We start from the raw sequence: 12,947 nt of genomic DNA on the forward strand, positions 1-12,947 counted from the left end.
CAGCCTTCCAGCCCTGCCGAGGAGTCAACTGCCGTGTCGGACCCGATGCGCCCCCGCGCCTCTCTCCGTACCGCCGTGGTCTGGGAGGTCCTCCAGGACGCCCTCGACCGCCGGGTCAAGGCCACGGGGCGGGACTCGCTGGACGTCCTCGACACCGGAGGCGGCAGCGGCAACTTCGCCGTGCCCGTCGCCCGCCTCGGCCACCGCGTCACCGTGGTCGACCCCAGTCCCAACGCGCTCTTCGCGCTGGAGCGCCGCGCCGCCGAGGCCGGCGTCGCCGACCGGGTCCGGGGTGTCCAGGGCGACGCCCACGGCCTGTTCGACGTGGTCGAGCGCGGCGGTTACGACGCCGTGCTGTGCCACGGCGTCCTGGAGTACGTGGACGACCCGGCCGAGGGCGTCCGCAACGCCGTCGCCGCGCTGCGCTCCGAAGGCGTCCTCAGCCTGCTCGCGGCGGGTCTCGGCGGCGCCGTGCTCGCCCGCGCCCTCGCCGGCCACTTCAAGGAGGCCGGTCAGGCCCTCGAGGACCCCGACGGCCGCTGGGGCAGCGGCGACCCGATGCCGCGCCGCTTCACCGCCGAGCAGCTCACCGCGCTGGTCGAGGGCGCGGGTCTGCGGGTCGGCGCCGTGCACGGCGTGCGGGTCTTCGCCGACCTCGTGCCCGGCGTCCTGGTGGACACCGAGCCCGGCGCTCTCGACGCGCTGCTGAAGCTGGAGGCCGCGGCGGCCGAGGTGCCCGCGTTCCACGCCGTCGCCACCCAGCTGCATGTGCTCGGCGAGACCCCCGGTGCCGCCGAGGTGTGAGCGCACGGCCGGGACCAGCCGCTGATCAGGGGCTCGGCAGCGGATGGAGTACGCCACAAGCCCCCCGATCGAGGGGTTTGCGCCGTATGATCGAGGTGCACCACCCGGCATGACGGGTCGGCCGCCGGGGAATGGAAGCCTCAGCGAGCTGGGACGGCCATGACGGATTCCGGCTGGCCGATTGGCGTAGAGGGGCGGGTTTCACGGGGGCGATTCCCTGCCTATCCTGAAGGGACCCCCCGGGTCGCCCCGGCGACTGCACGATGAGGAGGACTCCGTGCCGCTCTCGGAGCACGAGCAGCGCATGCTCGAGCAGATGGAGCGAGCGCTGTACGCCGAAGATCCCAAGTTCGCGTCGGCGCTCGAGGGAAGCGGGCTGCGTACGTACACCCGGCGGCGGGTCTACCAGGCGGTCGCAGGCTTCCTCGTCGGTATCGCGCTCCTCATGGCCGGAATGGTCGCGCAGCTGATCTGGGTCAGCGTGGTGGGTTTCCTCGTCATGCTGGGCTGCGCCGTACTCGCCGTCACCGGCTGGCGGAAGGCCCCCAAGCCCGGTGAACAGCCCGCGGGCGGCGCTCGCCGCCAGGCACGGCCGAAGCGCTCCGTGATGGACCGGATCGAGCAGCGCTGGCAGCGCCGCCGGGACGAACAGGGCCACTGACCGGGCCGCGGTTCTCCGCCGACAGCAGCAGAACTCCGTGAGGGGTGACCACCGACCGGTGGTCACCCCTCACCCGTATGCCGGACCTGTCCGGTCCGGCACACGGTCCCAGCCTCCAGCCGCTAGCCCTGCTGCCCCGACGGCCGTCGTGGCGTCGGCCGGACCGCTGCGGCCCGGGCCGTGAGCGCCGACCAGCGGGCCCACGCCGCCCACAGCACGCGCACGACCGAGCGGGGCAGGAATCGCGCCCGCAGCCGCGTCCTGGTGCCGACCGTGCCGTGCAGCGCCTCGATCACCCGGCGCACGTCCTGCGCCGCACCGGCGGCCGGCCGCGGCCGCGGCGCGTACAGCACCTGCTCCACCGCGTCCGCCACCCGGTGCACCGCGGCTCCGGCAGCCGGATCCAGATGCCCGAGCCGGACGATCCGGGCGGCCGCCCTGCGCGGGGTCAGCGACTCGTCCGGCGGGATGCCGTGGTCCCAGGCGCTGTCCGTCAGCTCCTGCCAGACGGCCAGGGTGTGCGCCGCCGTGCCCTCCGCGGTCCGCGGGTGCGCGCCCAGCCGCAGCGAGCGCACCCGCGTCCGCCACAACAGCGGCGACAGGGGAACGGCCGACACCACCAGCACGGCCAGCCCGATCAGCACGTACCACCACGGCCCCGTACCGCCGCCCCCGTCGTGCGGGGCCGCCGCGGCCGACGGGCTGTCGCAGGCCTGCAGCTTGCGCAGCTCGCTCGTGCAGCTCTCGCTCGGCGAGGCCGCCGCCGAGGGCGCCGAGGACGCGTTCCTGGACGGCAGGTCCTGGTCCGGCAGCGAGGTGCCGGGCTTGTCCGACCGGGTGTACGACGGCGTGGTGCCGCGGGTCGGGGTCGGCTCGAAGCGGGTCCAGCCCACACCCTCGAAGTACAGCTCCGGCCAGGCGTGCGCGTCCTTCTGATTCACCGCCACCGTGCCGTCGGCCTGCGGGGTGCCGGGCGCGAAGCCCACCGCGACCCGGGCCGGGATGCCGAGGGTGCGGGCCATCGCCGCCATGGTGAAGGAGAAGTGGACGCAGAAACCCTGCTTCTTCTTCAGGAAGTTGGCGATGGCGTTCGGACCGCGGCCGACCTCCACCTGGGTGTCGTACGCGAAGCCGCCGTTGACGGCGAAGTAGTCCTGAAGCTTGACGGCTTCCTCGTAATGGCTCGTCGCACCCGAGGTGATCTCATGGGCGGTGCGGGCCACCACCTTCGGCAGCGAGGACGGCACCCGGGTGTACTCACGACGCAGGGCCGCCGGCGGCTCCGGCGCGGAGGCCAGCTGCTCCGCGGTCGGCCGCACGTCCAGGCTGGTCACCTGGTAGGTCTCACCGCGCGTGTTCTGGCCGTGGTCGCCGACGAGCGACATGCCGACGGGCTCGTACCGCCAGCGGCCGGAGACCTTCACGTCGCTCGGCGGATAGGGCATCGGCAGCCAGTCCTGGGCGTACCAGTCCGCCGCCGTGACCGTCGTCCTGACCTTGCCGCGCTTGACGTCCGTGCCCAGGCCGATGGGCGTGGGCAGCACATCCGGCACCCCGACGATGTGCCGCTGGGCCGGCTTCCAGGTGGTGCCGTCGAAGTCGTCCAGGGAGACGATCCGCAGATACAGGTCCGAGATGTCGGCGGTGCTGGTCCTGAGGGACAGCACCTGCCGGTCGTCGTCCGTGTTCAGGCTGTCGCGCAGTGACACCAGCGGGTTGACCGCCGAGATCGTGCCCCCGTGGCCGTTGCCCACCCCCACACCGGCGCCGGCGGCGTCCAGCAGCCCGCCCCGCATCGCGGGCAGGGCCAGCGGCACCACCAGCGCCACCCCCAGCGCGACCGCGCCGATCCGGCGCCCGGTGCGCACGGGGGCCGCGACGCCGGGCTCGGAGGAGCCCGGGGAGCGGGACGCACCGCCGAAGACGCGGCCCCACTGGGCCAGCCGGTCCCGGCCCTCCGCGAGCAGCAGCATCAGATAGCCGGCCGCCGCCACCAGGAACCACAGCCAGTCCGCCCCGCCGTCGGACAGCCCCGCGGCCACCGAGTACAGCGCGAGCAGGGGCAGTCCGGCCGGGGCCGCGCTGCGGAAGGTCACCGCGAGCGTGTCCACCAGCAGGCCGATCAGCAGCGCGCCGCCGATCAGCATCAGCTTGATGCCGTCGGTGAGCGGCGCCGGTGTCGCGTACCGGCTGACGTCGTCCGAGCCCTGCTGGAGCAGGTCGGCGAGGTACCGGAAGGTGTCCGGGCCGGGGATCAGCCCGATGATCGCCTGCTCCCGGGCGAAGACCAGGGTCAGCAGCATCAGGGTGACCAGCGCCTGCGCCGCAACCGTCAGCGGCCGGCCCAGCGGCACCCGCCGGGCCGCCGCGCCCACCCCGCTCTGCACGGCCACCAACGGGACCAGCAGCAGCAGCCAGGTCGGCTCGGCCACCAGGGGCAGCAGCGCGCACGAGGCCATCAGCGTGGCCGCGGCGGCGCACAGGGCCAGTCGTGCCCGCCCGCTCATCCCCGTGCCTCCCCGCTCACGGCGGCCAGCCCCGAACGTTCCCGGTCCGCCTGCCGCCACAGTTCGTCCAGCGAGGCGCCGCGCGGCACGCTCAGCGCCGTCCAGCCCGCCTCGCGCAGTATGCGCAGCCGCTCCGCGTGCCGGTCGCCCGGCCGCGGCACGTCGGTCGTCTCCCGCACCCAGGTGCCGGGATCCAGTACGAAGGCGACGGCACCGCCGCTGCGCCGGCTCATCTTGGCGACCGTCGCGGCCTGTTCCTCGTCCAGGTCGCCGAGGAAGGCGATCAGCAGCCCCTCGTTGCCGCCGCGCAGCACGTCGTACGCCCGGGACAGGCCTTCGCCGTCGGAGTGGTCGATCACCGCGAGGGTGTCCATCATCAGCCCGGCCGCGTCCGCGGTCTCCTGCCCGGCGCCCGCGAACCCGTCGGCGCCCTCGCCGGGCACCGAGGTGCCACCGTCCGTCAGCAGGCGCACCGAGAAACCGCGTTCGAGCATGTGCACCAGGACCGACGCGGTGCCCGCGACGGCCCACTCGAAGGCCGACTCCGGGCCCGCGCCCTCGTAGGCGCCGCCCCGGGTGTCCAGCAGCACGGTGCAGCGGGAGCGCCGGGGCTGTTCCTCGCGGCGCACCATCAGCTCGCCGTGGCGCGCGGTGGATCGCCAGTGCACCCGGCGCAGGTCGTCGCCGTAGCGGTACCCGCGCGGGATCACGTCGTCCTCGCCCGCGAAGGCCAGCGAGCGCTGCCGCCCGTCGCCGTAGCCCTTGGCCTCGCCGCTGAAGCGGACCGGTGCCAGCGGCTCCACGCGCGGGATGACGGTCAGCGTGTCGTACGTGGAGAAGGACCGGGTCAGTTCGCACATCCCGAAGGGGTCCGTGAGCCGCAGCTGCAACGGGCCCAGCGGATAGCGGCCCCGCAGGTCGGAGCGGACCCGGTAGGACACCTCGCGGCGGCCGCCCGGCTCCACCCGGTCCAGCACGAACCGGGGCCGCGGCCCCAGGACGTAGGGCACCCGGTCCTGGAGCATCAGCAGACCGGTGGGCAGCCGGGAGACGTTGTCCATGCGCAGGTGCACCCGGGCCTCGCTGCCGGCCGGCACGCGCGCGGGGGAGAGCCGGCGGCCGGCGGCCACCCGGTAGCGCGTGCGGTACAGCACGGTCGCGCAGATCAGCGGCAGTGCGGCCAGCAGCAGACCGACCCGCAGCAGATCGCTCTGGCCCAGCACGTACGCACAGATCGCGGCGGCGATACCGGCCGCCAGGAAGGAGCGGCCGCGGGTGGTGAGCCCCGCCAGGGCCGTACGGACGCCGCCCGCCTCCCCGGGGTCGGCCTCCGCCTGCCCCGTCCCCCCGGCGCTCATCACATACTCCGCGGGGGCTGCTGGGGATACGCCGGCACGCTCCGGCCGAGCCCGCCGAAGCCGCTCTGCTGCCCGGGCGTCGCGGGCACCGGGGTGTGGTGCAGGATCTCCAGCACCACCTGTTCGGCCGTACGGCGGTTGAGCTGGGCCTGGGCGGTGGGCAGCAGGCGGTGGGCGAGGACGGCGGCGGCGAGGGCCTGCACGTCGTCCGGCAGCGCGTACTCCCGGCCGGCGAGGGCCGCGGACGCCTTCGCCGCGCGCAGCAGATGCAGCGTCGCGCGCGGGGAAGCGCCCAGTCTGAGGTCGGGGTGACTGCGCGTGGCCGCGACCAGCTCGACCGCGTACCGCCGGACCGCCTCGGAGACGTGCACGCCGCGCACCGCCTCGACGAGCTTCACGATCTCGTGCGCGTGGGCCACCGGCTGCAGGTCCTCCAGCGGGCTGACCCCACCGTGGACGTCGAGCATCCGCAGCTCGGCCTCGACGCTCGGATAGCCGACGGAGACGCGGGCCATGAAGCGGTCGCGCTGGGCCTCGGGCAGCGGGTACGTGCCCTCCATCTCGACCGGGTTCTGCGTGGCCACCACCATGAACGGGCTGGGCAGTTCGTAGGTCTGCCCGTCGATGGTGACCTGCCGCTCCTCCATGGACTCCAGCAGCGCGGACTGGGTCTTGGGCGAGGCGCGGTTGATCTCGTCGCCGATCACGATCTGCGCGAAGATGGCGCCAGGCTTGAACTCGAAGTCCCGGCGCTGCTGGTCCCAGATGGACACACCCGTGATGTCCGAGGGCAGCAGGTCGGGGGTGAACTGGATGCGCCGCACCGAGCAGTCGATGGACCGGGCCAGTGCCTTGGCCAGCATCGTCTTGCCCACCCCGGGGACGTCCTCGATCAGCAGGTGGCCCTCGGCGAGCAGGACGGTCAGCGCGAGCCGGACGACCTCGGGCTTGCCCTCGATCACGCTCTCCACCGAACCGCGCACCCGCTCCACCGTGGCGGTCAGATCATCCCCCACCCGCGCATACTCCCGGGCGACGGCGCCCCCATGGCTCGCTGGATCGTCATAGGTCGACACCCGGCCCTCCTCGGCCCCGTTCTTTCCGGGCCGACACGCTGCGATGCGAAACCGGCCCACCCCGAAACACGGACATCACGCGGAAACAGTTCCGCGTGATGCCACACCCCGCATTCTTGCTGCCGTTACCGATTCGTGTCACTCGACTGTGGACAACTGCCCGCACGATGTCGGTCTTACGGCATTTCGACTGCCGTTCCGGATGCCGTGCGGCTCAAAAGCCTGCGCGGCGCGGGGGTGTTCGCGGCGGGCCGGCGAGCCCGGTCAGGCGGGGTCGATCTCGCGCAGACGGCCGGTCTTGACGTCGAAGACGAAACCGCGCACGTCTTCGGTGTGCAGCAGGAACGGCGAGGTGCGCACGCGCTGCATCGACTGCCGCACGTCCTGGTCGACGTCCCGGAAGGCCTCCACGGCCCAGGCGGGGCGCTGGCCGACCTCCAGCTCCAGGTCGTGCCGGAAGTCCTCGGTGATGGATTCCATGCCGCACCCGGTGTGGTGGATCAGTACGACGCTGCGGGTGCCGAGCGCCCGCTGGCTGATGGTCAGCGAGCGGATCACGTCGTCGGTGACGACTCCACCCGCGTTGCGGATCGTGTGACAGTCGCCGAGCTGCAGGCCGAGTGCCTTGTGCAGGTCGAGACGGGCGTCCATGCAGGCCACGACCGCGACGCGCAGGACGGGCCGGGCGTCCATACCCGGATCGCTGAACGCGGCGGCGTAGCGCTCGTTGGCGTCGACGAGACGGTCCGTGACGGTGCCGTCTGCTATAGCGCCTTCGCGCCCGGTGGGAGCTGCTGCAGAAGTCGTCATACCCAAGACCGTACTGGTCATCCGCGTTCCGGTCCTGCTGTGAGAGCGGACAAAGAAGGCCATCGTGGCTTGTTGTGAGCGACTCCACACGCACGGGGGACCGCCGGCACCGCTCCGTCGGGCGACGCGCAGGCCGGTTGGTTGACCGCGAGACAGGGTGGACTAAAGTGACGCGAAGCGGGAGGCGCGGCGCTCCCTGCTGGTGAAATCCCCGGAGACCCCGGCACCCGTCCGGACCGTCTCCTCACGTGCGCGGCGCGTACGTACGGCTCGGCCTCCTCCCGCTCCCGGTCGGCTGACGCTTCCGGCGCCGGCAGGCCTTTCGTTCATGAGCGGGCGGGGACCCGGCGGTGCGTACGGTCCGCGCCGGATCCTGAGAGGCCCCCTTGAGCCAGAGTCGACACGTCCCGGTGATGCTCCAGCGGTGCCTGGACCTGCTGGCGCCCGCCCTGGAACGGCCGGGAGCGGTGGTCGTCGACTGCACCCTCGGCCTCGGCGGCCACAGCGAGGCGCTGCTGAGCCGCTTCCCCGAGGCGCGGCTGATCGGCCTCGACCGGGACAAGGAGGCGCTGCGCCTGTCCGGCGAGCGGCTGGAGCCGTACCAGGACCGCGCGACCCTCGTGCACGCCGTGTACGACGAGCTTCCCGAGGTGCTGAGCCGGCTCGGCATCGCGCGCGTCCAGGGCGTGCTGTTCGACCTCGGTGTCTCCTCCATGCAGCTCGACGAGGCCGGCCGTGGCTTCGCCTACGCGCAGGACGCGCCCCTGGACATGCGCATGGACCAGACGACCGGCGTCAGCGCCGCCGAGGTGCTCAACACCTACCCCGCGGGCGAACTCGTGCGCATCCTGCGCGCCTACGGGGAGGAGAAGCAGGCCAAGCGGATCGTCTCCGCGATCGTCCGCGAGCGCGAGAAGGAGCCCTTCAGCAACAGCGCCCGGCTCGTGGAGCTGATCCGGGACGCCTTGCCGCAGGCCGCCAAGCGCACCGGCGGCAACCCGGCCAAGCGCACCTTCCAGGCGCTGCGCATCGAGGTCAACGGCGAACTGTCCGTCCTGGAGCGGGCCATCCCGGCCGCCGTGCGGGCCCTCGGCGTCGGCGGGCGCATCGCCGTGCTGTCGTACCACTCGCTCGAGGACCGTCTGGTCAAGCAGGTGTTCGCGGCCGGCGCGGCGTCCACCGCGCCGGCCGGGCTGCCGGTCGTGCCCGAGCGCTACCAGCCGCGGCTCAAGCTGCTCACCCGCGGTGCCGAACTTCCCACCGAGGAAGAGGTCGCCGAGAACCGCCGGGCCGCACCGGCCCGGCTGCGCGGTGCCGAGCGGATCAGGGAGGACGCCGAGTGAGCGTGACGGGTCGGTTGGATTCCCCAACTCAGTGGGGGAGCGGTGAGTAGGAAACCCGGACCGAGCAGGAAACCCGAGCAGAGCGGCGCACCCGGACCGGGCGGCAAATCCGGGCCGGGCGGGAAAGCGGGGCTGAGCGGGAAACCCGAGCTGAGGGGAAGGGCGGCCCGGCTCGTCCGGCTCATCCCGGCCGGCCGCGCCAAGGCGGCCCGCACTCCGTTCGTCCTGCTCGTCGTCCTGCTCCTGGGCGGCGGCCTCATCGGGCTCCTGGTGCTGAACTCGGCGCTCAGCGAAGGCTCGTTCGAACTCGCCGACCTGCAGAAGCAGACGAAGAACCTCACCGACCAGGAACAGGCCCTCCAGCGGGACATCGACGCCTACTCGTCCCCCGACGCCCTGCAGCGCCGCGCCCACGAGCTGGGCATGGTCCCCGGCGGTGACCCGGCCTTCCTCGGCCCCGACGGCACCGTGCAGGGCGTACCGGGCCCCGCGAGCCCCGAGCCCGCCTCCCTCGCCGACCCGGTCGCCCCGGAGGCCGCCGTTCCGGCCGGCGGCCCCGCCGCGGCCCCCTCGGTGGTCCCGCCGGCGCAGCCCCCCGCCACCCCCACGCCCGTCGCCTCGGCCCCGGCCGAGACGACCACCACCCCGGCGGAGGCGGTGGCACCGCTCTCCACCCTGCAGCCCGCCCCCGCCTCCACCCCGACTCCCGGCAGGTGACGGAAGTGTCCGACAGGGAACCGCCGCGCCGCCGCGTGCCCGGCCCCGCGAAGCCTCCCCGTCCGAGGGGCGCCGTCCGGCGGCAGCCCGGCCCCGGTGCCCGCCCGGCCCGCCGGCCGAGCGGCGCCCGGCCCATGCCCCCGCCGCCCCTCCGGCTCGGCAGCCCCCGGCCCCGGCTGCGTCTGGTCAGCCTCGCCCTGACCCTGGTGCTGCTCGCCTTCGTCGTACGACTGCTCCAGGTGCAGGCCGTCGACGCCAGCGCCTACGCGGCACGGGCGGAGCAGAACCGCTACGTGGTGCACACCGTGGCCGCCGAGCGCGGCGGGATCACCGACCGCGACGGCGTGGCCCTCGCGATCAGCGAGGACGCGTACGACATCACGGCCGACCCGACGATGTTCGACGCCAAGCAGCTGAAGGTCTCCGACGGCCCCGAGCGGGCCGCGGCGCTGCTCGCGCCGATCCTCGGCCAGGACCAGGCCGCGCTAGTCAGAAAGCTCCGGCCGGACAACAGGAACTCCCGCTACGCCCGGCTCGCCAACCGGCAGACCCCCCAGCTCTGGAAGCAGATCAGGGACCTCAAGAGCGCGCTCGCCAAGAAGGCGGAGACGGACCACTCCACCGTCAACGTCCTCGCCGGCGTCTTCGCCGACCCCAGCAGCCAGCGCGTGTACCCCAACGGCGACCTGGCCGCCGGGATACTGGGCTGGGTCAACGCCGACGGCCAGGGCGGCGGCGGTATCGAGCAGCAGCTGAACAAGCAGCTCACGGGCAAGGACGGCAAGGTCCGCTACGCCCAGGCCGGCGGCCGTCAGGTGCCGACGGCAGGGTCCACGGCGACGCCCGCCGTGCCCGGCTCCGACGTCGAACTCACCATCGACCGCGACATCCAGTGGGCCGCGCAGAACGCGATCAGCGAGCAGGTGAAGAGGTCCAAGGCGGACCGCGGTTACGTCATCGTCCAGGACACCCGCACCGGCCAGATCCTGGCCATGGCCAACTCGCCCGGCTTCGACCCCAACAACCTGGCGAAGGCCGACGGCGACGCCATGGGCAACGCGGCCCTCCAGGACGCCTACGAGCCCGGGTCCACGGCGAAGGTGATGTCGATGGCGGCCATTCTGGAGCGGAACGTGGCCACCCCCGCCACCCACGTCGTCGTGCCCAACCGGCTGCACCGCGGCGACCGGCTCTTCCAGGACGACATCGACCACGCCACCTGGTACCTCACGCTCAACGGCGTGCTCGCCAAGTCCAGCAACATCGGTACCGTCCTGGCCGCCGGCGAACTCGGCAAGACGCAGCCCGAGGCCAACAAGGTCCTCTACTCGTACCTGCGCAGGTTCGGCATCGGCGACTACACCGGGCTCGGTTTCCCCGGCGAGACCCGCGGCATCCTCGCGCCGCCGCAGAAGTGGTCCACCTCGCAGCAGTACACGATTCCTTTCGGCCAGGGCTTCTCCATCAACGCCATGCAGGCCGCGTCCGTGTACTCGACCATCGCCAACGGCGGCGTCCGGGTCGAGCCGACCCTGGTACGCGGCAGCAAGGGCGCCGACGGGCGCTTCACCCCGGCCCCGAAGCCCAAGGAGACCCGGGTGGTCAGCGAGAAGACCGCCAAGGCGCTCGCCCGGATGCTGGAGTCCGTCGTGGACGACGAGCAGGGCACCGGCATCAAGGCCCGCATTCCCGGGTACCGGGTCGCGGGCAAGACCGGCACGGCCAACCGTGTGGATCCGGCCACCGGCAGGTACCGCGGCTACACCTCGTCGTTCGCCGGCTTCGCGCCCGCGGACAACCCCCGTATCACCGTCTACTGCGCCATCCAGAACGCCACCGCCGGCAGCTACTTCGGCGGTCAGATCTGTGGCCCCATCTACAAGCAGGTGATGGAGTTCGCCCTGAAGACCCTCCAGGTCCCGCCGACCGGGGCGAAGGCCGCCAACCTGCCCGTGACCTACAAGCCCTGATCAGCACCGCCCAGCACCGCGGAACGACCACCAGGACGAACTCGTGACAACGATCACCCCGGATCCCGGGAACCAAGGCGCCCCCAGCCCCTCACTTCGCTCCGGAGCGGGTACGCCCGGTACGCTCACCGCCGTGCCACACGCTGATCAGTCCCAAACCACCCAGAAGGGCGCTTCCGTGACATATCCGGGACCGCCGCGACCGGTTCAGGTCTCCGCCACACCCCTCGCGGAACTGGCCGATCAGCTGGGTACCGCCGCTCCGGCCGGCTCCGCCGAGCTCACGGGGATCACCCACGACTCGCGCGCCGTCCGCCCCGGCGACCTGTACGCCGCCCTGCCGGGCGCCCGCCTGCACGGCGCCGACTTCGTCACCCAGGCCGCGGGCCTCGGCGCGGTCGCCGTGCTCACCGACCCGACGGGCGCCGAGCGCGCCGCCGCGACCGGACTGCCCGTCCTGGTCGTCGGTGACCCGCGCGCGCGGATGGGTGAACTGGCGGCCACGATCTACGGCCTGCCGGGCCGCGACCTGCTCCAGCTCGGCATCACCGGCACCTCCGGCAAGACCACCACCGCCTACCTGGTCGAGGGCGGCCTGAAGACGGCCAGGTCCACCGGGCTGATCGGCACGGTGGAGATGCGCATCGGCGAGGAGCGCATCAAGTCCGAGCGCACCACCCCCGAGGCCACCGACCTGCAGGCCCTGTTCGCCGTCATGCGCGAACGCGGCGTCGAGGCGGTCGCCATGGAGGTGTCCAGCCACGCCCTGGTCCTCGGCCGGGTCGACGGCTGCGTCTTCGACATCGCCGTGTTCACCAACCTCAGCCCGGAACACATGGAGTTCCACTCCGACATGGAGGACTACTTCCGGGCCAAGGCGCAGCTGTTCACCCCCAAGCGCAGCAAACTCGGCGTGGTCAACGCCGACGACGAGTACGGCCGCCGGCTCGCGAAGGAGGTGACCGTGCCGGTCGTCACCTTCTCCGCCGAGGGCCACCCCGACGCCGACTGGCGCGCCGAGGACGTCCAGGTCGGCCCGATGGACTCGACGTTCACCGTCGTCGGCCCGAACGGCGAGCGCATCCACGCCAAGTCGCCGCTGCCGGGCCCCTTCAACGTGGCGAACACCCTCGCCGCCGTCGTCGCCCTCGCCGCGGCCGGTCTCGACCCGCAGGCCGCCGCCGACGGCATCGCCGCCGTCCCCGGCGTCCCCGGCCGCCTGGAGCGCGTCGACGCCGGGCAGCCCTACCTCGCGGTCGTCGACTACGCCCACAAGACCGACGCGGTCGAGTCGGTCCTGAAGGCGCTGCGCAAGGTCACCAAGGGCCGCCTGCACATCGTCCTCGGCTGCGGCGGCGACCGCGACCAGACCAAGCGCGCCCCGATGGGCGCCGCCGCGGCCCGGCTCGCCGACTCGGCCGTACTGACCTCCGACAACCCCCGCTCCGAGGATCCCCTGGCGATCCTCGCGACCATGCTCCAGGGCGCGGCCTCCGTGCCCGCGCACGAGCGCGGCGAGGTGCTCCTCTTCGAGGACCGGGCCGCGGCGATCGCCGCCGCGGTCGGCCGCGCGCAGCCCGGTGACACCGTGCTGGTCGCGGGCAAGGGCCACGAGCAGGGCCAGGACATCGCCGGCGTGATCCGTCCCTTCGACGACCGCCAGGTGCTTCGCGAAGCTATCCAGCAGACCCAGGGATGAAC

10 protein-coding genes are annotated in these 12,947 nt (G+C 73.1%); 6 read left to right on the top strand and 4 right to left on the bottom strand.

What is annotated here, in order from left to right; genetic code table 11:
* The first annotated feature begins 33 nt into the window (after positions 1 to 33).
* Entirely contained in the window at positions 34 to 804 is a 771-nt protein-coding gene (locus AC07C1_RS31880) for a methyltransferase (protein WP_478944654.1), read from the top strand.
* 277 nt (positions 805 to 1,081) lie between these two features.
* Entirely contained in the window at positions 1,082 to 1,465 is a 384-nt protein-coding gene (locus AC07C1_RS31885; RefSeq protein ID WP_478944656.1) for a DUF3040 domain-containing protein, read from the top strand.
* A 122-nt stretch (positions 1,466 to 1,587) separates the two neighbouring features.
* On the opposite strand, the gene AC07C1_RS31890 is transcribed toward AC07C1_RS31885, so the two are convergent.
* From AC07C1_RS31890 to AC07C1_RS31905, 4 genes are all read right to left on the bottom strand, one after another.
* A complete protein-coding gene (locus tag AC07C1_RS31890; protein WP_478944658.1) occupies positions 1,588 to 3,972 on the bottom strand; it encodes a transglutaminase TgpA family protein in 2,385 nt (794 codons plus the stop codon).
* Positions 3,969 to 5,330 (bottom strand): DUF58 domain-containing protein, encoded by a 1,362-nt coding sequence (locus AC07C1_RS31895; protein ID WP_478944660.1) that lies wholly within the window; start codon positions 5,328 to 5,330, stop codon positions 3,969 to 3,971. Before AC07C1_RS31895 ends, AC07C1_RS31890 begins: the two co-directional genes overlap by 4 nt.
* A complete protein-coding gene (locus AC07C1_RS31900) occupies positions 5,330 to 6,406 on the bottom strand; it encodes an AAA family ATPase (RefSeq protein ID WP_478944662.1) in 1,077 nt (358 codons plus the stop codon). The genes AC07C1_RS31895 and AC07C1_RS31900 overlap by 1 nt, the downstream gene beginning before the upstream one ends.
* Positions 6,407 to 6,670: 264 nt before the next feature.
* Positions 6,671 to 7,216: a beta-class carbonic anhydrase gene (locus AC07C1_RS31905; RefSeq protein ID WP_478944664.1), complete on the bottom strand. Its 546-nt coding sequence runs from the start codon at positions 7,214 to 7,216 to the stop codon at positions 6,671 to 6,673.
* A gap of 386 nt (positions 7,217 to 7,602) precedes the next feature.
* Here AC07C1_RS31905 and rsmH point away from each other — a divergent pair, with 386 nt between their 5' ends.
* From rsmH to AC07C1_RS31925, 4 genes are all read left to right on the top strand, one after another.
* Positions 7,603 to 8,559, top strand: a complete 957-nt coding sequence (gene rsmH, locus AC07C1_RS31910) for a 16S rRNA (cytosine(1402)-N(4))-methyltransferase RsmH (RefSeq protein ID WP_478944665.1) — start codon at positions 7,603 to 7,605, stop codon at positions 8,557 to 8,559.
* 132 nt (positions 8,560 to 8,691) lie between these two features.
* Positions 8,692 to 9,276 carry a cell division protein FtsL gene (gene ftsL, locus AC07C1_RS31915; RefSeq protein ID WP_478944744.1) on the top strand — a complete coding sequence of 195 codons (585 nt, stop codon included), beginning with the start codon at positions 8,692 to 8,694 and terminating at the stop codon, positions 9,274 to 9,276.
* Between the two features lie 5 nt (positions 9,277 to 9,281).
* Positions 9,282 to 11,246: a peptidoglycan D,D-transpeptidase FtsI family protein gene (locus AC07C1_RS31920; RefSeq protein WP_478944667.1), complete on the top strand. Its 1,965-nt coding sequence runs from the start codon at positions 9,282 to 9,284 to the stop codon at positions 11,244 to 11,246.
* A gap of 178 nt (positions 11,247 to 11,424) precedes the next feature.
* A complete protein-coding gene (locus AC07C1_RS31925; protein ID WP_478944669.1) occupies positions 11,425 to 12,945 on the top strand; it encodes a UDP-N-acetylmuramoyl-L-alanyl-D-glutamate--2,6-diaminopimelate ligase in 1,521 nt (506 codons plus the stop codon).
* Positions 12,946 to 12,947 lie beyond the last annotated feature (2 nt).

The organism is Streptomyces sp. NPDC045022, from assembly GCF_056432605.1.

Excerpts from the sequence above, each read along its gene's own strand:
- AC07C1_RS31890 (WP_478944658.1), bottom strand. The coding sequence starts at position 3,972 with ATGAGCGGGCGGGCACGACTGGCCCTGTGCGCCGCCGCGGCCACGCTG.
- AC07C1_RS31895 (WP_478944660.1), bottom strand. The coding sequence starts at position 5,330 with ATGAGCGCCGGGGGGACGGGGCAGGCGGAGGCCGACCCCGGGGAGGCG.
- AC07C1_RS31905 (WP_478944664.1), bottom strand. The coding sequence starts at position 7,216 with ATGACGACTTCTGCAGCAGCTCCCACCGGGCGCGAAGGCGCTATAGCA.